The 21844-nt window shown below is 36.4% G+C and carries 18 protein-coding genes; 12 read left to right on the top strand and 6 right to left on the bottom strand.

The window, feature by feature from the left end; all coding sequences use genetic code 11:
* Positions 1 to 13 precede the first annotated feature (13 nt).
* From folK to fmt, 6 genes are all read left to right on the top strand, one after another.
* Positions 14 to 430, top strand: coding sequence for a 2-amino-4-hydroxy-6-hydroxymethyldihydropteridine diphosphokinase (folK, locus tag ACLMCG_RS15065; protein WP_047425898.1), 417 nt, complete (start codon positions 14 to 16; stop codon positions 428 to 430).
* 17 nt (positions 431 to 447) lie between these two features.
* On the top strand, positions 448 to 1563 hold the full coding sequence (locus tag ACLMCG_RS15060; protein WP_413960042.1) for an OmpA family protein: 1116 nt from the start codon (positions 448 to 450) through the stop codon (positions 1561 to 1563).
* Positions 1564 to 1612: 49 nt separating this feature from the next.
* Complete coding sequence (locus ACLMCG_RS15055; RefSeq protein ID WP_223599922.1) at positions 1613 to 3139, top strand: OmpA family protein; 1527 nt, start codon at positions 1613 to 1615, stop codon at positions 3137 to 3139.
* Positions 3140 to 3350: 211 nt separating this feature from the next.
* Positions 3351 to 4790, top strand: coding sequence for an OmpA family protein (locus ACLMCG_RS15050; RefSeq protein WP_142717790.1), 1440 nt, complete (start codon positions 3351 to 3353; stop codon positions 4788 to 4790).
* 76 nt (positions 4791 to 4866) lie between these two features.
* Positions 4867 to 6771 (top strand): ATP-dependent DNA helicase RecQ, encoded by a 1905-nt coding sequence (locus tag ACLMCG_RS15045; RefSeq protein ID WP_413960043.1) that lies wholly within the window; start codon positions 4867 to 4869, stop codon positions 6769 to 6771.
* 151 nt (positions 6772 to 6922) lie between these two features.
* Positions 6923 to 7870, top strand: coding sequence for a methionyl-tRNA formyltransferase (fmt, locus tag ACLMCG_RS15040; RefSeq protein WP_413960044.1), 948 nt, complete (start codon positions 6923 to 6925; stop codon positions 7868 to 7870).
* 170 nt (positions 7871 to 8040) lie between these two features.
* Here the strand turns inward: fmt and ribB are convergent, their stop codons facing one another.
* Together ribB and ACLMCG_RS15030 are read right to left on the bottom strand one after the other, a co-directional pair.
* Positions 8041 to 9162, bottom strand: a complete 1122-nt coding sequence (ribB, locus tag ACLMCG_RS15035; RefSeq protein ID WP_413960045.1) for a 3,4-dihydroxy-2-butanone-4-phosphate synthase — start codon at positions 9160 to 9162, stop codon at positions 8041 to 8043.
* A gap of 68 nt (positions 9163 to 9230) precedes the next feature.
* Positions 9231 to 10235, bottom strand: a complete 1005-nt coding sequence (locus tag ACLMCG_RS15030; RefSeq protein WP_413960046.1) for an LLM class flavin-dependent oxidoreductase — start codon at positions 10233 to 10235, stop codon at positions 9231 to 9233.
* A gap of 264 nt (positions 10236 to 10499) precedes the next feature.
* Here ACLMCG_RS15030 and ACLMCG_RS15025 point away from each other — a divergent pair, with 264 nt between their 5' ends.
* Entirely contained in the window at positions 10500 to 11348 is an 849-nt protein-coding gene (locus ACLMCG_RS15025) for a M12 family metallopeptidase (protein ID WP_413960047.1), read from the top strand.
* A 34-nt stretch (positions 11349 to 11382) separates the two neighbouring features.
* Here ACLMCG_RS15025 and ACLMCG_RS15020 read toward each other — a convergent pair whose 3' ends face one another.
* Entirely contained in the window at positions 11383 to 13509 is a 2127-nt protein-coding gene (locus ACLMCG_RS15020) for a helix-turn-helix domain-containing protein (RefSeq protein WP_413960048.1), read from the bottom strand.
* 82 nt (positions 13510 to 13591) lie between these two features.
* Here ACLMCG_RS15020 and ACLMCG_RS15015 point away from each other — a divergent pair, with 82 nt between their 5' ends.
* The gene (locus tag ACLMCG_RS15015) at positions 13592 to 14044 is read left to right on the top strand and encodes a hypothetical protein (RefSeq protein WP_223599914.1); all 453 of its coding nucleotides are present in this window, start codon (positions 13592 to 13594) and stop codon (positions 14042 to 14044) included.
* Between the two features lie 176 nt (positions 14045 to 14220).
* On the opposite strand, the gene ACLMCG_RS15010 is transcribed toward ACLMCG_RS15015, so the two are convergent.
* A complete protein-coding gene (locus tag ACLMCG_RS15010; protein ID WP_047378983.1) occupies positions 14221 to 14757 on the bottom strand; it encodes a gamma carbonic anhydrase family protein in 537 nt (178 codons plus the stop codon).
* A 167-nt stretch (positions 14758 to 14924) separates the two neighbouring features.
* On the opposite strand from ACLMCG_RS15010, the gene ACLMCG_RS15005 reads away from it, so the two are divergent.
* From ACLMCG_RS15005 to hemH, 3 genes are read left to right on the top strand one after another with little or no spacing between them, the layout of a single operon-like run.
* Positions 14925 to 15803: a NifU family protein gene (locus tag ACLMCG_RS15005; RefSeq protein ID WP_413960049.1), complete on the top strand. Its 879-nt coding sequence runs from the start codon at positions 14925 to 14927 to the stop codon at positions 15801 to 15803.
* Positions 15804 to 15815: 12 nt separating this feature from the next.
* Positions 15816 to 16343, top strand: a complete 528-nt coding sequence (locus ACLMCG_RS15000) for an NADPH-dependent FMN reductase (RefSeq protein WP_413960050.1) — start codon at positions 15816 to 15818, stop codon at positions 16341 to 16343.
* 15 nt (positions 16344 to 16358) lie between these two features.
* Positions 16359 to 17387, top strand: a complete 1029-nt coding sequence (gene hemH / locus ACLMCG_RS14995) for a ferrochelatase (RefSeq protein ID WP_309436081.1) — start codon at positions 16359 to 16361, stop codon at positions 17385 to 17387.
* A gap of 82 nt (positions 17388 to 17469) precedes the next feature.
* Here hemH and ACLMCG_RS14990 read toward each other — a convergent pair whose 3' ends face one another.
* Both ACLMCG_RS14990 and ACLMCG_RS14985 read right to left on the bottom strand, forming a co-directional pair.
* Positions 17470 to 19428, bottom strand: coding sequence for a M4 family metallopeptidase (locus tag ACLMCG_RS14990; RefSeq protein ID WP_413960051.1), 1959 nt, complete (start codon positions 19426 to 19428; stop codon positions 17470 to 17472).
* 362 nt (positions 19429 to 19790) lie between these two features.
* On the bottom strand, positions 19791 to 21011 hold the full coding sequence (locus tag ACLMCG_RS14985; protein WP_413960052.1) for a DUF5103 domain-containing protein: 1221 nt from the start codon (positions 21009 to 21011) through the stop codon (positions 19791 to 19793).
* Between the two features lie 70 nt (positions 21012 to 21081).
* Between ACLMCG_RS14985 and ACLMCG_RS14980 the strand changes: the two genes are divergently transcribed.
* Positions 21082 to 21720: an MBL fold metallo-hydrolase gene (locus ACLMCG_RS14980; protein WP_413960197.1), complete on the top strand. Its 639-nt coding sequence runs from the start codon at positions 21082 to 21084 to the stop codon at positions 21718 to 21720.
* Positions 21721 to 21844 lie beyond the last annotated feature (124 nt).

Below are 21844 nucleotides of genomic sequence, written 5' to 3'. Positions count from 1 at the left end.
TCAATTTTCTAATATGTCGCAGCATAAGGTCGTTTTGTTACTAGGAAGTAACTTAGGAGAGCAAAAAAAAAATGTAGAGCTTGCATTAAAGAAGCTAAAAGATGCTGGAAATCACATTTCACAAACCAGCGAATATTTAATGTCTGAGCCTGTAGAGTTTGTCAGTTCCAATATTTTTTGTAATATTGCAGCAATAATATTCACTCCTCTTTCACCAATTCAACTGCTTGATTGTATTAAGAATATAGAAGTTGAGATGGGAAGAATTAATGATTCAAAAGTATCCGGAGGCTATACTGACAGGATAATAGACATTGATATCATTAAGTATAATGAATTAAATTTTCAATCAGAAAGATTAGAAATCCCTCATAAAAAACATCTTTTTGAAAGGGATTTTTCCAGAGTATTATTAAAAGATTTTATTTAAAACATAAAACATATTGTATGAAATTAGGTTTATTATTATTGGCTACGACATTGCCAATTGCAGCTTTCGCACAGAACAGCAGCACTACAGTAAACTCTTCCACAGAGTATCCTAATACATTCTCCTCAGGCTCCGCTAATGTACAACCTTTCGACAATAAAGCCAGACGCTTCAGAGACTGGTCTATTTCTGTCGGTGGAGGTCCTGCATTTATGGTTCACTCCGATTTAAAATCTATCCGCAAGGATAAGACCAATTGGGGGTACAATGCCTATGTAAGCGTAGACAAACAAATCACACATGCATTCGCTCTAAGCGTTATGTATATGAGAGGAGAAACGAAACAGACAGCACAGCTTCCCGGTGTTGCAGGTGTAAAATCAGGAATTGCTACTGCAACAACACAGTTTGACAACATCTCTTTATTAGGAGATATTAACTTCTCGAACTTATTCAGAAGAGTAGACAACCATTCCCCATACAGATGGGCATTCCATGGATATATGGGAATTGGAGTTCAGGGATTCAGAACGTCGTTACATGATAATGATGAATTCAGATGGAGCACTACCCCAAGAAGAACTCCTTTATTCATTAAGCAGGACATTGACATCAATTCTATCTTCTACCAGGGAGGTGTAGGAATTAAATATAATGTCTCAAAACTTATTGATGTTGAAGCAAGAACCATGTACATCATCAGTGGTGATGATGAATTTGATGGCGGCGGATGGGCTGATCCTAATGACTATGATCCTTCAACGCCAGGTTCAAAATATAATATGCTAAACCCTAGAAGATCAGATAATGCCTGGACAGTAAGTTTAGGAGTATCTTTCAAATTAGGAAAGCAATTATCTCATCTTGCTTGGCATGACCCACTTCAGGAAGCTTACTACAGAACCAGTGTTCTTGAAAATGCATCAACAGATCTTGTTGTTTGCGAAAAAGGAGATGCTGACAATGACGGAGTATGTGATGATTGGGACAGACAGCTTGATACTCCTGCAGGAGCAAGAGTAGACGGCGCCGGAGTTGCTTTAGACATGGACCTTGACGGAGTTATAGACCTTTATGATAAGTGTGTAACTGTACCAGGACCTGTTGAAAATAACGGATGTCCTATCAAATAATTAAAAATCTAAAAATTCTTTCTCAAAAGAAATCAAATAATAATACACGATGAAATTAAGTTTAGCAATTGTAGCATTAGCTTTGGCAATTCCTTCTGCCACTTATGCACAAGACTCAACGGCAGTTTCAAAAGGAGAATACCCTAATACGTTTTCTTCAGGATCTGCTAATGTTGCTCCATTTACCAATCAATCTAAAAGATTTAACGATTGGTCTATTTCAGTAGGAGCTGGAGTTCCTCTTCTTCAGTCGGCAGATTTAACCTCTATCAAAAATGGTAATGGTAAAAATCTTTTTGGATATTCAGCCTATGTAAGTATTGATAAAGCAATTACACATGCTTTCGGAATCAATCTACAGTATGACAGGGGTGAAACCAGACAAGGATGGTTCAATACTAAAGATTCAGCACCAGATGCAACAGCAGTGGGAGCAAGAACTCAGTATGATGCTATCTCAATCTTAGGAGACATTAACTTTTCTAATTTATTAAGAAGAGTTGATAACCATTCTCCTTACAGATGGGCTCTTCATGGATATGCAGGTATCGGTACTATCGCATACAGAACATACCAGAAGGACGGAAACAACAGACAGAGATTGATGACTGAAATTAAACCTTTCCAATTAGGTTCTATGTTCTTTCAGGCTGGTACAGGTCTGAAGTTTAAAGTGAACAGAAGAATTGATATTGAAGGTAGATTAATGTATGTGGTAACCGGTGATGATGAATTTGATGGTGGAGGTGATGCTTACAGCGCTATCAACAAACGTTCTGAGCAGGTTTCTGACAACTTCTTCAATGCGACTTTAGGTCTTACTTTCAAATTAGGAAAACATGAGTCTCACTTAATGTGGCATGACCCGCTTCAGGAGATCTATTACAAACTGGATGTACTGGCTAATAAAAACCAGGATATCGAAGTATGTAAAAAAGGAGATGCTGATAACGACGGAGTATGTGATGATTGGGACAGACAACTTGACACTCCTGCAGGAGCAAGAGTAGATGGTGCCGGAGTTGCTCTTGATGTTGATTTAGATGGCGTAATCGACCTTTACGACAAGTGTGTAACGGTTCCTGGACCTGTTGAAAACAACGGATGTCCTATCAAAAAAGACAACAAGGAAACTGCTGTAGAAGTAGAGAAAACCCTTAAAGATATTTACTTCAATTTTAATAAAGCGACTATCAGACCTGAATCTAATGAAAAATTGGATCTGGCTGCTTCAATTATTAAAGAAAACGGAGGAAACTATCTATTGACAGGACATACCGATATCAAAGGAAATGCAGCTTACAACTTAAGACTGTCTAAAGAAAGAGCAGCTGCTGTTGTAGGAGCTCTGGAAACCAGAGGTATCAATGAAAATGTACTGAAATCAAGAGGAGTAGGCTCTGCAGAAGCTACGATCCCTGCATCAGCTTCAGATGCTGAGAGAATGGCAGACAGAAAAGTTACAGTAAGATTTATAGAAACATCTGAATGGGATTCTATCAAAAAGAAAGACTATGAAGATGCACCTGTAAAGAAAGCAGTAAAAAAAGTACCTGCTAAGAAAAAGAAGAAATAATTTTCATAATACACCAAAACCGAAAAGAATTACTCTTTTCGGTTTATTTTTTTTCTACTACGAATTATTTTACATACCTTTATCATTATTTTCAGGATAGTAGTATGAAACACATTAAAAATCAACTAGTTTGATTTGAAAAAAAATAACATAAAATCGCTTTTTGGCGTAAAAAATCATTTAAAATAACTTAACTTAAAAAAATAACACTATGAAATTAAGTTTAGCAATTGTAGCATTTGCTTTGGCAATTCCTTCTGCCACTTATGCACAAGACTCAACGGCAGTTTCAAAAGGAGAATATCCTAATACATTTTCTTCGGGATCTGCTAATGTTTCCCCTTTCACCAGCCAATCTAAAAGATTTAACGATTGGTCTATCTCTGCAGGGGTTGGAGTTCCACTTCTTCAGTCGGCAGATTTGACTTCAATCAAAAATGGTAACGGTAAGAACCTTTTTGGATATTCTGCCTATCTAAGTATTGATAAAGCCATTACTCATGCTTTCGGAATCAATCTACAGTATGACAAAGGTGAAACCAGACAAGGATGGTTCAATACTAAAAATGCTGCACCTGATGCAACAGCAGTAGGAGCCAGAACTCAGTATGATGCTATCTCAATCTTAGGAGACATTAACTTTTCTAATTTATTAAGAAGAGTTGATAACCATTCTCCTTACAGATGGGCTCTTCATGGATATGCAGGTATCGGTACTATCGCTTACAGAGCATACCAGAAAGACGGAAGCAACAAACAGAGATTAATGACTGAAGTAAAACCTTTCCAATTAGGTTCTATGTTCATGCAGGCTGGTACAGGTCTGAAGTTTAAAGTGAACAGAAGAATTGATATTGAAGGTAGATTAATGTATGTGGTAACCGGTGATGATGAATTTGATGGTGGCGGTGATGCTTACAGCGCTATCAACAAACGTTCTGAACAGGTTTCTGACAACTTCTTCAATGCTACTTTAGGGGTTTCCGTAAAATTAGGAAAACACGAATCTCACCTAATGTGGCATGACCCGCTTCAGGAAATCTATTACAAACTGGATGTACTGGCTAATAAAAACCAGGATATCGAAGTATGTAAAAAAGGAGATGCTGATAACGACGGGGTATGTGACGATTGGGACAGACAGCTTGACACTCCTGCAGGAGCAAGAGTGGATGGTGCCGGAGTTGCCCTTGATACAGACCTTGATGGTGTAATCGACCTTTACGACAAGTGTGTAACGGTTCCTGGACCTGTTGAAAACAACGGATGTCCTGTAGCAACAACAGGACCTGTAGTAGAAACAGAAACTAAATTGGAAGGAATTGAATTTGACTTAAATTCTGACAGAATTTTACCTTCAAACACTCCAATCTTAAATAATGCTGTAAACTATATCAATTCTTCAAATGGTTCATATAGTGTAATCGGAGCTACTGATACAAGAGGTACTGATGCTTACAACCAAAAACTATCTGAAAGAAGAGCAAACAACGTTAAGAACTATCTGATCAAAAACGGTGTTCAAACTGGTAAATTACAGGCAATAGGAAAAGGTGAAAAAGACCTTAAATATCCTGAGTGTGAGCCAGCAACGAAGTGCCCTGAGTGGAAAAACAGAGCCAACAGAAGAGTTTACTTTGAAGCTAAATAATAAACTTATTTATATTATATGAAAGTCACGCCAGGCGTGACTTTTTTTGTCATAATACTTTCCTTATTTTTACAACATGATTTCGCCGCAGGATTTTCAAAAGCTCAAATATGATACTCTTAAGTATTTCTGGGGTTATACCGATTTCAGAGATGCTCAGGAAGAAATTATTAATGCTGTCATCAATGAAAAAGATACTCTGGTTCTGTTACCCACAGGAGCAGGGAAATCTTTATGCTATCAATTGCCCGCTTTACTGAAAGAAGGAACCTGTCTGGTAGTTTCTCCCTTACTTGCGTTAATGAAAGATCAGGTAAATCAGCTTAAATCCCGTGGTATAGAAGCAGAATATCTTTCTTCTGAACTGGATGAATATGATGCGGAAGCAATTTATGACCGCTGTAAAGAAGGTCTTACCAAATTGCTTTATGTTTCTCCTGAAAGACTTACCAACACTCAGTTTATTCAGAACATGCAGGAAATTCAGTTATCCTTTATTGCGGTTGATGAAGCCCACTGTATTTCAGAATGGGGGCAGGATTTTAGACCAAGTTATCAGAATATTAAAGGATTCAGAAGTAACAATCCCGAGATCCCTTGTCTTGCTCTTACAGCCACTGCAACGCCAAAAGTTCTGGAAGAAATCAAAAATAAGCTGGAACTGAAGAAACCTTTTGTTTTCCAAAAAAGTTTCAAAAGAGAGAATATCAAAATATTTACAGATGAAGTATCTGATAAATTTCAACGCGTTTTTGATATCTTAAAATATAGTAATGACTCTGGAATTGTATATGTAAGAACCAGAAAAGAAGCTGAACTGCTGGCAGAATTTTTGAAAAAAAATCAACTGAAAAATGTAGATTATTTTCATGCAGGTTTAACAACTAAAGAAAAAAACACCAGACAAAATCTTTGGAACAACAGTGACAATCATGTTCTTATTTCTACCAATGCCTTTGGAATGGGTATTGACAAAGACAATGTACGATTTGTAATCCACTACTCTCCTGCCGCCTCTCTGGAAAACTATTACCAGGAAATCGGAAGGGCCGGAAGAGACGGAAAAGACAGTTTTGCCTTCATGCTTTGGAATAAACAGGAACTCCTGAATTTTGATCAGATCTTAAAAAACCAAACACCCAACAAAGCAGAATTTTTGAAGATCATCAGCTACCTCTACTCTATTTTTCAGGTAGCAGAATTTGAACTTCCTGAGAAAACATTTCAGCTGAATACTCTTGGGATACAGAATTTCACAAAGCTGTCGAAAGCAAAAATCAATAACATACTTAATTTTCTGCACAACCAGGAAATTATCTATTACAATGAAAACAAAAGCCTGTCTTCTCTCGAACTATTTATCAAAGCAGACGAGATAGATCAGTTACCACAAAAAGATGCTCATTTTATGGAGCTTCTTTTCCGTACGGTATCCGGTATCACGACCCATAAGGTAATGTTCAGTGAACAGCAGGTAAGCAATAAAATCAATGTCAGCGTCCCGTTGATCAAAGAACGTCTTAAGGAGCTGCAGCAGAAGAATTACCTTGAATATATTGATGGCGCGCTGTCCAGTATTAAATTCCTGAAACCCCGCGATGAAAGAGCGGTAAATAGCGCTTATTGGAAGTTATTTGAACATATTCAGAGAAATAAAATCCAGAAATGGGAAGAGATGAAGTTTTATGCAGAAAATAATGAATACTGCAAAATGAAGCTCATCCTGGCCTATTTCGGTGAAAAAAATTCAAAAAACTGTGGGCAATGTTCTGTTTGTGAAAAAAATAAACAGTCAATGTTTGGTAAAAATATTTCTCAGCAAATCATTAATTTATTAGCTAAAAAGCCGGCAACAATTGAAGAGCTTTCTATACAGTTGAGCTATCATTCTAAAGAAAACATCTTAGAAAACCTTATTTTCCTTTTAGATTCCGGAAAGGTAAGAATGCTGAACTTCAGAACGTATGAGCTCAATCATTAATAATTAATAATGAGCAATGAGCAATGAGTAATAATAAGCATAGAATGATTTTTTAATTAAAAGATAAATATACTCATCCTATCTCTAAAACTCTACTACCCTCAGACTCTAACACCCTTCGACTCTCAGATCAAAAACTTATCTTTGTACTATGAAATCATTGAAAGTCGTTTTTTTAGGGACTCCTGAGTTTGCAAAAACATCTTTGGAGGCAATCCATCAATCTCACCATCAGGTGGTAGGTGTTGTAACTGTAGCTGATAAAGCAAGCGGACGTGGACAGAAAATTCACCAATCCCCTGTAAAAGTCTATGCTGAAGAAAACAATATTCCTGTTTTTCAGCCGGAAAAGTTGAGAAATCCTGAATTTTTGGAAGAACTTAGAAAACTGGACGCCGATGTTTTTGTGGTAGTAGCTTTCAGAATGATGCCTAAAGTTCTTTTTGAAATGCCTAAAATGGGTACCTTCAATCTTCATGCATCTTTACTTCCGGATTACAGAGGCGCTGCTCCCATCAATTATGCAGTCATTAACGGTGAGGAAAAATCAGGAGCAACAACTTTCTTTATCAATGAAAAAATTGATGAAGGTAATATTCTCCTTCAGCAGGAAATAGAAATTTTACCTGACGAAAATGCAGGAAGTCTTCATGACAGACTCATGGAAATGGGTTCAAAACTCGTAGTGAAAACATTGGATGGTCTTGCTGAAAACTCTATTGAAGAAAAACCTCAGCCACAGGTAGAACATCCTAAAAATGCTTATAAAATTTTCAAGGAAGATACCAGAATCAAGTGGGATCAGTCTTCAAAAACTATTCATCAGTTTATTCTGGGAATGTCTCCTTATCCTGCAGCTTTCACAACTTTAAAAATTGAAAACGAAGAAAAAGGATTAAAGATATTCGGTGGTAAATTTGAACTTTCTGACCATGGAAAACCGGTAGGAACTTTAGATATTTCCAAAAATGAATTTAAAATCTATACTCAGGACGGAATTTATTATCCTCTGGAACTTCAGCTGGAAGGTAAAAAAAGAATGACTGTAAAGGATTTCTTAAATGGTTTCAGGAATTTCGATGGAATCACATTAAACTAAGGAAGAGATTCAGATCATTATCTTACTATATAAAAGCCATAAAAGTTTTATTTTCAAATACTTTTATGGCTTTTTAAATTTTATATCATTAAAAAAGGTTTAGGAAGTCCTAAACCTTTTTTATTGTAAACAGTCAAAACTTATCGTTAACTATTCAATTTATTATATTATTATAGTTGTACCATCTCAGTAACCTCTACATCATATCCTCCAACCTGAGGTTTGATATTAGGGTTTTGAGTGATTACTTTGAACTTATTGATTCCTAAATTCTTTAAGATCTGCGTTCCAATTCCATAATCTCTGTAATTGTACGCTAAAGTAGGATGCTGCTCCTGACCGTCCTGATAGTTCAGGAACTGCTGAAGTTTTCTCAATGTATTTTCAGAGTTAGAAACGTTATTGATGAAAATGATTGCTCCTTTTCCAGCTTCATTTACCATACCGGTTACTTTTTCCAACAATGGTTTTTCACCGTTGTTTAATCTTGTCAATACATCAAAATAAGAATCTGAAGACTGTACTCTTACCAAAACAGGCTCATCTACAGTCCATGCTCCTTTTGTCAATGCAAAATGGATCTGCTCATTAGAAGTTTCTCTGAAAGCATAAAAATCAAACTCACCGTAGTGCGTTTTCACTTTTTTCTCTTCAAGTCTTTCAACCAGGTTACCTTTTTTAAGCTGATAATGGATCAGATCTTCAATAGAAACAATCTTCATATCGTGTTTTTGAGCGAATGCATGAAGTTCAGGCAGACGGGACATGGTACCATCCTCATTCATGATCTCACAGATTACTCCACCTTCTTTTAGCCCTGCTAAATTCGTAAGATCGATAGCAGCTTCAGTATGTCCGGCTCTTTTCAATACTCCTCCTTTTCTTGCACGAAGCGGGAAAATGTGGCCAGGTCTCATAAAGTCTGTAGGTTTGGATTTTTCATCCATCAGTGCTAAAATTGTTTTTGCTCTGTCTCCTGCAGAAATTCCGGTAGATGTTCCGTTTCCTAAAAGGTCAACCGATACGGTAAAAGCAGTTTCTTTAGGATCGCTGCTTCTGCTTACCATCACTTCAAGCCCAAGCTCATCACATCTTTTTTCAGGAAGCGGCATACAAATAAGCCCTCTTCCGTGAAGAGCCATAAAATTGATAATTTCCGGTGTTGTCAACTCTGCTGCGCAAAGAAAATCTCCTTCATTTTCTCTGTCTTCATCATCTACTACTATGATTATTTTACCATTTTTAAGGTCTTCAATAGCCTCTGGAATAGTATTTAATTTAATATCGGACATTTTTACTTTTTATTTTTGCAAAGATACTCATAAAAATAAGCATCTGCCAATTAATTATGAAGGGTTTATTACGCTTCGGATAAAGAGTTCGCTGCCTCTCTGAAAATTTCGTAAGATCTCAATCTTTTCTGATGGTCGTAGATATGGGAGTTGATCATCAGTTCATCCACCTGGAATTTTTCCTGGAAATTTTTAAGCTTTTCCTGAACTTCATCCTGATCTCCGATAAAAGTATATCTCAGTTTCTGCAGAACCATGGATTTTTCCATTGGTGACCAGATTTCGTCCATATCATCAACAGGTGGAGCGAAAGGCTTTCTGTCGTTTCTTACAATATTGATGAAGGCCTGGAATAAAGTAGTAGAGATTTTATGTGCTTCCTCAGACGTTTCTGCTGCGACACCGTTTACACAGGCAATAATATAAGGTTTATCCAGATATTTTGAAGGCTCAAAATGTTCTCTGTATATTTTAAAGGCCATTTCCATCTGCTCCGGAGCAAAATGTCCTGCAAATGCATAAGGTAAGCCCAGTTCCGCAGCCAGCCATGCGCTGTCTGTACTTGATCCCAGAATATAAATTGGTATATCCAGCCCTTCCCCGGGAATAGCACGAACCATAGCATCTGCATTTTCCTTAGAAAAATAACGCTGAAGTTCCAGAATCTGTCTTGGAAACTGTTCATTAATAATAGCAGGATTTCTTCCTAAAGCTTGAGCTGTCAATCCGTCAGTTCCTGGCGCTCTTCCAACCCCAAGATCTATTCTTCCGGGGAAAAGAGACTCCAAAGTACCGAACTGTTCTGCAATAATCAGAGAGCTGTGGTTCGGAAGCATAACACCGCCAGATCCCACTCTGATTGTCTTCGTTCCGTTGGCAATAAAACCGATCAGAACTGAAGTAGCAGAGCTCGCAATACTTTCCATATTGTGATGTTCTGCCAGCCAGAATCTTTTATAGTTTAAATTTTCAGCATGGTTCGCTAATGATAAGCTGTCCTGAAAAGTATCGTGAATGCTTTTGCCTTGCTTTACCGGTGCAAGATCTAAAACAGAAATTTCAAAATTTTTCATATTGAGATGTTAATTTTTCTTTGGTCTCAAAAAACCATACAAATTTAAAACATAAAAACTGCATTAGTTACTTTTTGTAATTAATAAAACCGATCGGTTAATTCAGGGAAAAACTATTGGAATTAAAATTTTCTTTAGTTGATTTTAGTTATATGATTTTTGAATAAATACTTTACTAAAATCTATATACTTTAACAATAATAATTCAATAAAAAGAGAAATATTTATTATATTCGTATACCAAATCATTAAAAAAACTTTAATATGAACAAAAAAACCAATGGGCTTTTTTCGCAGAAAATATTCCCAAAAAGAACTGTCCTTATGAGCATTATTATGACTGCAGTTCTAGCATCGTGTACTAAAAATAATGAAGAAATCACTTCAGAAGCTCAAACCAATGCTTTCAATGTTGAAAACGTTAAAAAAGGACAATTGAATGGTCAGGAAATCACTTATGAAAGAAAAAACGGAATGAATTTTTTCCAGGGAGATATTGTTCTGTCCGACAAACAACTGGCAGAAGGTAGTGAAGCCAATAAGGGCGGCGCCAGTTTTTCAAGATGGCCAAACGGTAAAATTTATTATACCATTGCCAGTAACATGGGCTCTATCAATGTCAATAAAATCAATTCTGCAATCAGCGAGTACAACAACAAAACCAATACTCAGTGGATCTACCGCACCAATCAGTCTAATTATGTTGAATTTATTTTTGGAAGTTCATCAGGATCGGATGGCTGGGCACATATCGGTTATCAGGGAGGAAAACAAACCGTTTCTCTGGACCAGTATATTTCTGTAGGGTCGGTAATTCATGAAATGGGACATACGGTAGGCCTTTATCATGAGCACACCCGTAAAGACAGGGATCAATATGTAAAAATCCTGTGGAACAATATCCAGAGCGGGCAGTCTTATAATTTCAATATCTATAATTCAGGAACGGACATTGGCCCTTTTAATATTAATTCTGTGATGATGTACTGGCCGACTTCTTATTCTAAAAATGGACTGCCCACTATCACAAGAGCAGACAATTCAAATTTTACGTATAACAGAACCGGTTTTACAACAGGAGATATTAATACGATCAATACAATGTATCCTTAATTTTCAGGAACATATGTAAATAAAAAAAGAACTCTTATGAGTTCTTTTCTTTTTTATAGTTATAATGATTGATCAGAATCCTGATTTCATTGAATTCAAAATGACTAGGAAGTGCACTCTTCCACTCTGTGAGGGTTTCGTGCGGGTTTTTGTAAAATTCATCTTCAAAAGCCTTGATCTTATCTGAAGTGATGACTCTTGAGATATCCAGCAATCCCTGTTCTGCAAATTTGGCAAGATGTCCGATAACTGTTTCTTTTACCAAACCTCTTTCCAAAGCAATTTCACCGATAGTTTTTCCCTGTTCAAACAACTGGAAAGTTAAAACCTGAGATGGAACTTTAGCTATTTTCAGGTTGATTTCTTTATCGTTCTTTTCATCTAAAAGTTTAGTTTCCAGAAGATAAATTTCTCTTAAACTATTCAGGTATTCTTCAATATCTTCCAGCCAGTTCTTGAATTCCTCGTTATATTGTTTTAAACCTTTTGCTCCTTTTATTTCAGCATAAAATTCTTTCAGAGGATCGAAAATTTTATTTCTGGTTTCTGTAAAGAAGAAATTAACGGCACCTTTTGATTTACTTTCAATTTCGGACCAGTCTTCTTTTTGCTCAATAAAATTATTGACTTTCTGGAAAATGATTCGTTCCAGCTTTTCAAAGATTTTCCCAAGGTTTACCGCTTCATGTTTCAACTGAAGATAAAGCTGCTTAGTCTTGGCATGATCTATATTCTTGGTCACAATTGAAAGGTTATTCCACTCTTCTACTTCTTTTAAAAACCATGTGCAGTCAAGGGTACGAAGCACTTTTCTGATGCTGTAGTCATATTTCTCCTGATTCAGAATAGTTTCCACATGATCGTTGGCAATAGTATCGGTATGAAAATGTAAAATCCTGTTATCCTTGAAAATAACTTCAGGGGTAATTTTTGATTTTAAAACAATTCCTTCCAGTGTTCTGCAACGGGATAAAGCCACATATACCTGACCTGCCGTGAAACTTTTCCCGGCATCAATGATTACTTTATCAAATGTAAGTCCCTGACTTTTATGAATGGTAACTGCCCAAGCAAGTTTTATCGGAAACTGTTCAAAACTTCCCAATACTTCTTCCTGGATATTTTTATCGGTATCAAGGAAATATTTTTTCTGCTCCCAGGTTTCTCTTTTAACTACAATTTCATTTTCACTTCCATCCAGAGCAACACGAATTTCATTTTCATCCAATCCAATGATCTCTCCTAATTTCCCATTGAAATATTTCTTTTCTCCGGAAATATCATTTCGGATAAACATGATCTGTGCTCCGATTTTCAATTCTAAAAACTGTTCGTTTGGAAACTGGTTTTCTTTAAAATCACCTACAAGTTTAGCTTCATAAATCTGAGGATCTACCTTGATCTCCGCCAATTTTTCCAGATTGATTTCATCAGCCATTTTATTGTGAGAGCACAGATATACGTAAGATTCTTTCCCCATGTCAAAATCAGGATCGTATCTTTCATTGAGGTGGTTAAAATCTATATTATCCACATCACCGTCCCGGATAGCATTCAGAATCGAAAGAAATCCCTGGTCAGACTGTCTGTAAACTTTTGTCAGTTCAATGGTAACAATCGGGATTTCCTTAATGGCATGGCTGTCAAAAAAGAAAGGTGAATTGTAATACATTTTCAGAATATGCTCATCCCTTACCACAGGCGGAAGCTGAAACAAATCTCCAATAAAGAGCATCTGCACCCCTCCGAATCTTTGATTATTCCTTCTGATAAATCTCAAAGAAAAATCCATCATATCCAGAACATCAGCTCTCAACATTGAAACCTCATCAATGATAATGATCTCAACTTCTCTCAGAAGTTTAAGTTTATCTTTACGGTATTTGAAATGGGGCATCAGATCGGCAATATTATTAGCCAAACTGGTGTCTATTCTTTCTGTCGTAGGAAGAAAAGTTCTCAACGGCAGCCCAAACATGGAATGAATGGTAACGCCTCCCGCATTGATTGCAGCAATTCCCGTGGGTGCTACTACAATATGCTTTTTCTTTGTACGTCTTACAAAATCATTGAGAAATGTCGTTTTCCCTGTTCCGGCTTTCCCGGTCAGAAAAACACTTCTGTTCGTATATTCTATTAAGTCAAAAAAATGATTGTTCATCGTTGTCAAAAATACGGAAATGAATTTGAATTTCTTACCTTGGCATAAGTTTTGAAAATTCTTAAAAAGAAAAAAGTTTATTGTGAAAAAAATATTCTTCTATTTCCCGGTGATAGTATTAAGTACTACATTAACTCTGGTTTCCTGTAATACCTCAAAAAATACCAATACCAATCTTCCTGTAGATATCGCAGACAGACCTGCTGATGAAGACAGCCAGAAGTATGAGCAGGCACAGCTGGATAGATTAAAAGCCTCTATTGAGTCTGAAGTGTCCGGAGAAAAATGTACGGATGCCAGTGAATGGGCGTTTGCACCCATGGGAGCAAAATCCTGTGGCGGACCTCAGCAATATATTGCTTATCCAAAGAAAATAGAAGCAGCCTTCTTACAGAGAGTGAATGATTACACGGATAAAGTAAAAACTTTTAATGAAAAATATAATATCATGTCGGACTGTGTAGTCATCACACCTCCTACCTCTTTGAAATGTATTCATGGAAAAATCAGACTGATCACGCCTGACAATAACTAACAATAAAACAAAGGTTCTATATCAAATCGAAAAAGCTCTGTCCTGCGACAGAGCTTTTATATTTATTTTAAATAGATCAATGGTGAATTGTGCTTCGCAAGTGAATAGTGAATTTTTTACTGCCAAAAATAATTGACAAGCGCAGCGGATTGACGATTCACTCTTCACTTGACAACCTAAAATTGATGATCTTTTACATTCTCTTTATACCATGAGGAATATTTGACATAGTTATCGGCAATTCTGTTTACTTCTCCTTCCAATAACTGTGCATTAATATCTTTGATTTTTTTCGCTGGAACTCCGCCCCATACTTCTCCGGATTTGATATGAGTACCCTGAGTTACTACAGAACCTGCTCCTACAATAGAATTTTCTTCCACCAAACAGTCATCCATTACAATAGCTCCCATCCCGATCAGAACATTATCTTTAATAGTGCACCCATGAACAATTGCGTTATGTCCGATAGAAACATTATTTCCGATATTCAGCGGATGTTTCTGATAGGTACAATGCAGCATTGCATTATCCTGAACATTTACCTTATCGCCCATTTTAATATAATGAACATCGCCTCTGATCACAGCATTATACCAAACGCTGCAGTCTCTTCCCATCGTAACATCACCAATAATAGTAGCGGTTTCCGCTAAAAAAGTGTTCTCTCCGATCTGTGGTGCTTTTCCTAAAAGTTCTTTTATAAGTGCCATAATATTAATTTGAAAATTTGAAAATATGCCCAATTGAAAATAGTTATCTTCTGCCTTATAATTTGTGGTATCTAACTTCTAAATTACAGCGATAGCAAAAATCTAACTCTCAATTCTCAGCTTCTAACTTCTAATGCGTATTTTTGTATCTCAAATTTAACGAAAAAATGCGTACCGTACTTATAGAACCTACCGAAAACCCGAAAGTAATGAAATTTGTTGCAGATTACAATCTCATTCCGGGGTCTTTAGAGTTGGACAGAACTTCAGATATTTCAGAAATTCCTTTAGCACAGGAGCTTTTCAATTATCCGTTTGTGGAAAGAATTTTCATTACGGCTAATTTTGTAGCTGTAGCAAAACAGGATACCATAGAATGGGAACATGTAGCTGAAAGTCTGAAAAACGTGATTGAGGATGAATTATTGGCCAACCCAAGAATTTATCTTCAGAAGAAAAAAGAAATGTATCAGATCTATGCTGAAATGACTCCGAACCCTAATGTAATGAAATTTGTTTCAAACAAATTGCTGATGGAAGGTTTCGTGGAAGTAAAATCAATTGAAGCTGCTGAGGAAGTTCCTTTGGCACAGGCAATCTTTAAAGAATTTGAATTTACAAAAGAAGTTTTCATTTCTGATAATTTTGTAGCGGTTACCAGAGACAATTCTGTAGAATGGCACCAGGTGATGATGACTGTTCGTGCACTTATTGCCGAGTATCTTCAAAACGGAGGTGAAATTTCTAAAATAGAACCTCAGAAACATGAAAACCCTGTTGAAAAGATCATCAACAGAGATTATACGGAAGATGAGCAGAAAATTTCTGACATTTTAAATGAATATGTAGCGCCTGCAGTAGAAAATGACGGTGGAAAGATTTCATTGATGGAATATGACCAGGAGAGTAAAACTGCAAAAATGCTTTTACAGGGAGCTTGTTCAGGCTGCCCTAGTTCTACGGCTACTTTGAAAAACGGAATTGAAAATATTTTAAAACAATTCGTTCCGGATCTGGTAGAAAAAGTAGAAGCTGTAAACGGATAATTCAGTTTTAAAATGCCTCCCCAAAAGAAAATTGTCGTTATTATTGGAAGTGCTTCGGAAAACTCCAGCAATCAGAAACTGATGGAGCAGGTACTGGAAAAGATAGAAAATACAGATTTTCTGATGTATGATAATCTTGCTGTTCTTCCCCATTTTGATACTGCAATAACGGATGAAAATATTCCGGATGAAGTTCTGAAGATCAGAGAATATATTAAAAATTCAGCAGGTGTCATATTTTCCACTCCTGAATATATTTTCAGTATTCCCGGCAGATTAAAAAATATGCTGGAATGGTGTGTTTCTACAACGATCTTTTCTGATAAGCCGGTTGCAGTGATTACCGCTTCAGCCAGTGGAGAAAAAGGCCATGAAGAGTTATTGATGATTTTAAATACTCTTGGAGCAACAACAGATGATAAACATCAGGCATTAATAAAGGGGATAAAAGGCAAATTTGACAGCAATGGCTTACTGGAAAGTAATACCTTTGCTAAAGTATCAAAATTAGTAGCAGATTTTACAACGTCTGTTTCATAATTAAAAATTAGAATATTGAATAATAAAGGAATTTTACTGGTCAACCTCGGATCACCGAGATCAACCTCTGTAAACGACGTAAAGGAATATCTTGATGAATTTTTGATGGATGAAAGAGTAATCGATTACCGTTGGATCTTTCGTGCTCTTCTTGTACAGGGAATCATCCTGAAAACAAGACCTGCCAAATCTGCTGAAGCCTATAAAACGGTTTGGACAGATGAAGGTTCACCACTGATTGTCATCACTGAAAAAATTCAGAAAAAACTTCAGAAACTGGTAGATGTTCCCGTGGAAATAGGAATGAGATATGCCGAACCCAGCATTGAAACCGGTATTCAGAAACTGGTAGATCAGGGAATCACGGAGATCGTTCTTTTCCCTTTATATCCTCAATATGCCATGAGTACTACGGAAACAGTAATTGAAAAGGCAGAAGAAGTAAGAAAAAAGAAGTTTCCAAAAGTAAAAATCAATTATATTCAGCCTTTTTACAACAGGGATATTTATATCAATTGTCTGGCAGAAAGTATTAAAGAGAAGCTTCCTGAAAATTTTGATGCCCTGCAGTTTTCTTATCATGGAGTTCCGGAAAGGCATATTTATAAAACAGATCCTACCAAGACCTGCAATCTTAATGACTGCTGTTCCAGAGACGATAATCCGAGTCATCAGTTCTGTTATCGCCATCAATGCTATAACACCACACAGCGTGTTATTGAGAAACTGAATTTACCCAAAGAAAAAACCATCGTTTCTTTCCAGTCAAGATTAGGAAAAGATAAATGGATTGAACCTTATACCGACGAAACGTTGGAAACTATTGGTAAAAAAGGGATAAAAAATCTGGCCATAGTGTGTCCTGCATTCGTTTCTGACTGTCTTGAAACCCTGGAAGAAATTTCTGTAGAAGGAAAAGAGCAGTTTATGCACGGAGGGGGAGAAAATTTCCATTACATTCCATGTCTGAATGATGAAGACCGATGGATTGATGTTGTAAAAATTCTTTGTGAAGAAAAACTGAATGATTTCTATCTGGTGTAATTCACTTTACTCAAAATATACAAATGGCCACAAGTAATTCTTGTGGCCATTTTGCTAAATATATTAAAATTAAATTTGGTGTTTATTTTTTAATCAGGTTTCCTGCTTTCTGTCCGTTTACCATTACGATATATACTCCAGGAAGTATATTGGAAGGAAGCTGGATGTTCAGTTTATTGGCACCTTCTGTAATCTCAACTTTTTCAGAAATCTCTTTCTTACCTGTAAGGCTTACCAATTCTACAATTCCTTTTCCGGCTTTACCTTCAAAATTCACAGTGAATCTGTCAGTTGCAGGATTCGGGCTGATGGTATAAGCTGAAACATTTGAAGTTGCTGCAACAAGTCCTGCCGCAGAAGTTCCGCCTCCTACACCTACTGCGTTCCATGCATTAGTAACCTGTGTCACTTCATTGCTTCCGGCTCCATATAGATCTGCTGCTGCCTGAAGAGAATAAGTTCTTGTGTTCGCATAGTTGGATGATGAAGTCAGGTAAGTCGTTAATGTTCTGTAAGCAATAGCACCTGCTTTATCCAGTCCGATTCCGGAAACATTATAAGCAAAACCGTTATCATTGGTACCTGAACCTCCTGTTACCAATAAATAGTACCAGAAGTTAAGGACTCCCGAATTGGTATGAACACCGCAATAATCATTGGTTGTCTGTCCCGGCACTGCACATCCTGTAGTTGTAGCATCTTTCCAGTAGGTACCTTTATAAGTATCCGGCTGACGGTAAGCATTAGGGTTAGACATATCTCTGATGACATAATTGAAATCTTCTCCTAATGTCCAGCTTGCCTGTGTTGGTCTTGCCCAACGTTCTATTGAATTTCCGAAAATATCAGAAAAACCTTCATTTAATGCTCCCGGCTCTCTTTGATACACAAGGTTTGCCGTTTTGGAAGTCATCCCGTGGGTAATTTCGTGACCACAAACATCAATAGCGGTTAATGGTTTCCCTCCGTTAGTTGTAGAACTTCCGTCACCATAGGTCATTCTGGAGCCATCCCAAAATGCATTAAAATAATTGGTAGAGTAATGAACATAAGATTTTATTGCAAAATTATTATTGTCAATACTCTTTCTTCCAAATTTTGTATATAAATAATCAACAGTCATTTCTGCTCCCCAATGGGCGTCTGTAGCATATTGATCTTTGTTGGTATTTACATTATTCCATACATTATCTGTATCTGTAAAATCTACTGCTGCAGAATAACTAGTACCTTTTTTAAGATTGTATGTTTCTACCGCTGTACCCGCATTTCTGCCGGTCTCTCTTAATCTGTAGCTTCCGTTATAAGAATCAGCTACAATACTGCGGCTTCCGCTATATCCTGTAGTTGCTGTTCCTGGAGTATTCACTTCGTGGATAATAGCGTCTGTTCCCAAAACTTTTCCATTTTTAGCATCTACAAAAACATATTGTCTGCTTAATGGCTTTTCTGAGTAAATATCAAATTTATAGGCTAAAGTTAAATCATTCAGCTTTTCATCGGTAGGATCTGAATAATATACCAGTTCACCTTTAGGAGCAAAGCTTGCATTGGGATTATTGGATTCTTTTTTAAGAAAGTCTTCCTCTTCTTTATTCTGCCATTTGTAGGATTCTGCCCCAACGAATGATAAAGCACTCTGCAGAGCGATACTTTCAGAAATATTGGTTTTCTTCTCAAGTCCTTTTGGAAGCTGAAGAACCCATTTTCCTGATTGCCCTACTATTTTACCGCCTTTTGTTTGTACCGCCATCATTCCGTATTCTACAGGAATATCATTAACGGTCTGTTGGAATCTATGAGTTTCAAAACCCAGCGCATCTTTTTCCAAGCCCAGTTTAAGTGCTTGTCCAGGAGAAAGTCTCTGTGAAGTTTCATCAAATAAAACAGGACTCCCTTGAAATGCAGGTGCATTTTTATCAAATCTCATAAAATCTGCATGTAATCCACTTTTACCCGGATTTAATTTTGATGGTGTGTTTTGCCCAAAAACAAAAGAGCAGGCGGCAACGCTTGCCACTAAGATAAATTTCGTTTTCATAATAATATTGGTTGATTGTGATGACGAATGTATAAACTTTTCGCAATAAAACAATAATTAAAGTATCAAAAACCCAATTGATTTTATAAATCAATAAAGAAAACACAATAATGATTTTAAAACAAAGAAAATTATTTAAAGATAATTTTTCTGCAATACAGATTTTACATTAATATATTTAACAAAAATCAAAATTTTGTGAATTATTTTTTTCACTATTCAGTGCATTATATTTTATAAATTAGTAATAATTAAAGCCCGGAAAGATTTAATTCTTTTAATAATGGATAAAAAATAAGGACCATCTTAAAAGACAGTCCTATTTTATAAGAATATTTTAAAATAATAATGATCTCAAATCATTACCGTTTATTCGCTATTGGAGTTCTGAATTCACCATAACCCATCAACCCGTCATAATTTCTTCCGAATGGTGCATAATAAAGAAATGCCTGGTAAAGGTTTTCTGTCTGCCAGAAATTACCGTTTACCTCACCAAAATTCAATGCTCCATTTCCTTCTTTGGTTACTAAAACGTAGTTATAAAAACCCTGCTTCAGGAATATTTTAGCCACATACTGCTTCGTAGCAGCATCATACTGCATTTGATTTTCTTTAGTTGGCTTATAATTATTAAATCCTCCTAAAACATAAATCTCTTTATCCACAGGATCCGATTCCAGATAGAAATGTACCCATGAGTAATCAGCTTCTCTTTCTGCATCTCTTTCTCTGCCTAAATCATTTCTTCTGTAATACCATGCTCCGTTGACATCCGGCTGATATTGATAATTTAAAGGAAATGCCCATACCGGATGAAGATAGGTCTGGTTAACATCATCTTTTATTTCGGTTGCACGCACCATATCCGCCGCCATATTCATATTTTTATTATCGAAATAATAAAATTCATTGTCTCCGGGAAACGTAAGATTCATCTGCTGGAAAAGCACCTGATTTCCTAAAACACTGCTTGGCTTCAGATTAGAAATCACCATATTCGGGTTGTTATTCTGCATCACATTCATTGTGATTGAATTGACATTGGAGGAAATATCTCCTCCTTTCGGAGTAACATTCACTTCTACCCTCTGGTTAAGATTGGGATTTTTAGCATCTGCAAACCTTGAAATATTTAACCCTACAGCTGTTGCATCTTCTACCAGGTAAAATCTTTTTTTGAAAAGAGGCTGATCCGCAGAATCTTTGTAAACAATCAGTTCATAATTCCCGGAAATTTTCAACTGGATTTTATCATTCGGAAAAACAAGTTTATAATGCGTATAAGCCTGCAAGGTATTGAAAGAATACTGAAACTGATCCAGAAGCGCGTTCATACTTCCGGTAGCAAATTCTGTAAAAAACAGATTATCATCGTTCCAGTTTCTGTCATAATGTTTGAATGTGTATCTATAGATCTGGCTGCCGTTGGTAAGATCATCAAAGCCCAGAACTAATTGTTCACCAATCCTGATTACCGGGGTTTCATCATTGGTCTGAGGATTGAACAGCTGAACACTTTGGATATTTTGTCCAAAAACCAGTCCGCCCAAAGTAAGTAAGAGTATTCGCAAAGTTTTCATTATGACGAAGATAACGAAAAATAGCCATTTTCTTAATAATATCGTATTTTTGAATAAAAAATATTCAGATATGCTTCAGATTCAAGGTTTCGTATTCAACTTTGCGAGCGAAAACACTTACATCATTTATAACGGGAATAAAAATGCATGGTTAATTGATCCGGGAAATATGAAAGGGCAGGAAACTCAGGCTATTGAGAGTTTCATTTCAGAAAACGGACTGAAAATTCAGAAAATTCTTTTGACTCACGCACATATTGATCATGTATTGGGGCTTCAATGGGCTTTTGATACGTTCAAAGTACCTGTAGTAATGCATCAGGAAGATCAGGAGGTTCTGGATATGCTTCAGGCAAGCGGAATGAGATTCGGAATGCAGATAGATCCTGTAAAAGTAGATGTAGAATATATTAAGGAAGGAGATGAACTGGATCTGGATGGTGAAAAATTTAAAATTTATCATGTTCCGGGACATTCTCCGGGAAGTGTTGTTTATCATCACGAAAATCAGAAATTCATGATCTCAGGAGATGTTCTTTTTGAAGGCAGTATCGGAAGAACAGATTTATATAAAGGGAATTATGAACAGCTGATTGATGGTATTAAATCAAAGCTTTTCGTTTTAGATAATGATACTCAGGTTTTCTCAGGACATGGAAATCCTACTTCGATTGGTTTTGAGAAGCAGTATAATCCGTTTTTAAAGTAAAAGAGTTTCAGAGTTGGAAGGTCTGAGGGTTTGAGGGTTTGAGAACTCTGCAAGTGTCTGAATTCAAATTTAGCTCTGATACTTAATGCATAATGTAAGTGAACATAAAAATTACAAAACCGTC

The organism is Chryseobacterium sp. S90 (genome assembly GCF_047444895.1).
Taxonomy (GTDB): Bacteria; Bacteroidota; Bacteroidia; order Flavobacteriales; family Weeksellaceae; genus Chryseobacterium.
This window is presented reverse-complemented; position numbering and strand designations above follow the sequence as displayed.

What these genes read in the sequence shown, in the direction of transcription:
- ACLMCG_RS15020 (WP_413960048.1), bottom strand. Translation starts at nt 13,509, where the DNA reads ATGAACAATCATTTTTTTGACTTAATAGAATATACGAACAGAAGTGTT.
- ACLMCG_RS15060 (WP_413960042.1), top strand. Translation starts at nt 448, where the DNA reads ATGAAATTAGGTTTATTATTATTGGCTACGACATTGCCAATTGCAGCT.
- fmt (WP_413960044.1), top strand. Translation starts at nt 6,923, where the DNA reads ATGAAATCATTGAAAGTCGTTTTTTTAGGGACTCCTGAGTTTGCAAAA.
- ACLMCG_RS15000 (WP_413960050.1), top strand. Translation starts at nt 15,816, where the DNA reads ATGCCTCCCCAAAAGAAAATTGTCGTTATTATTGGAAGTGCTTCGGAA.
- ACLMCG_RS14990 (WP_413960051.1), bottom strand. Translation starts at nt 19,428, where the DNA reads ATGAAAACGAAATTTATCTTAGTGGCAAGCGTTGCCGCCTGCTCTTTT.
- ACLMCG_RS14980 (WP_413960197.1), top strand. Translation starts at nt 21,082, where the DNA reads ATGCTTCAGATTCAAGGTTTCGTATTCAACTTTGCGAGCGAAAACACT.
- ACLMCG_RS15005 (WP_413960049.1), top strand. Translation starts at nt 14,925, where the DNA reads ATGCGTACCGTACTTATAGAACCTACCGAAAACCCGAAAGTAATGAAA.
- ACLMCG_RS15050 (WP_142717790.1), top strand. Translation starts at nt 3,351, where the DNA reads ATGAAATTAAGTTTAGCAATTGTAGCATTTGCTTTGGCAATTCCTTCT.
- folK (WP_047425898.1), top strand. Translation starts at nt 14, where the DNA reads ATGTCGCAGCATAAGGTCGTTTTGTTACTAGGAAGTAACTTAGGAGAG.
- ACLMCG_RS14985 (WP_413960052.1), bottom strand. Translation starts at nt 21,011, where the DNA reads ATGAAAACTTTGCGAATACTCTTACTTACTTTGGGCGGACTGGTTTTT.
- ACLMCG_RS15010 (WP_047378983.1), bottom strand. Translation starts at nt 14,757, where the DNA reads ATGGCACTTATAAAAGAACTTTTAGGAAAAGCACCACAGATCGGAGAG.
- ACLMCG_RS15055 (WP_223599922.1), top strand. Translation starts at nt 1,613, where the DNA reads ATGAAATTAAGTTTAGCAATTGTAGCATTAGCTTTGGCAATTCCTTCT.
- ACLMCG_RS15030 (WP_413960046.1), bottom strand. Translation starts at nt 10,235, where the DNA reads ATGAAAAATTTTGAAATTTCTGTTTTAGATCTTGCACCGGTAAAGCAA.
- ACLMCG_RS15025 (WP_413960047.1), top strand. Translation starts at nt 10,500, where the DNA reads ATGAACAAAAAAACCAATGGGCTTTTTTCGCAGAAAATATTCCCAAAA.
- ribB (WP_413960045.1), bottom strand. Translation starts at nt 9,162, where the DNA reads ATGTCCGATATTAAATTAAATACTATTCCAGAGGCTATTGAAGACCTT.
- ACLMCG_RS15045 (WP_413960043.1), top strand. Translation starts at nt 4,867, where the DNA reads ATGATTTCGCCGCAGGATTTTCAAAAGCTCAAATATGATACTCTTAAG.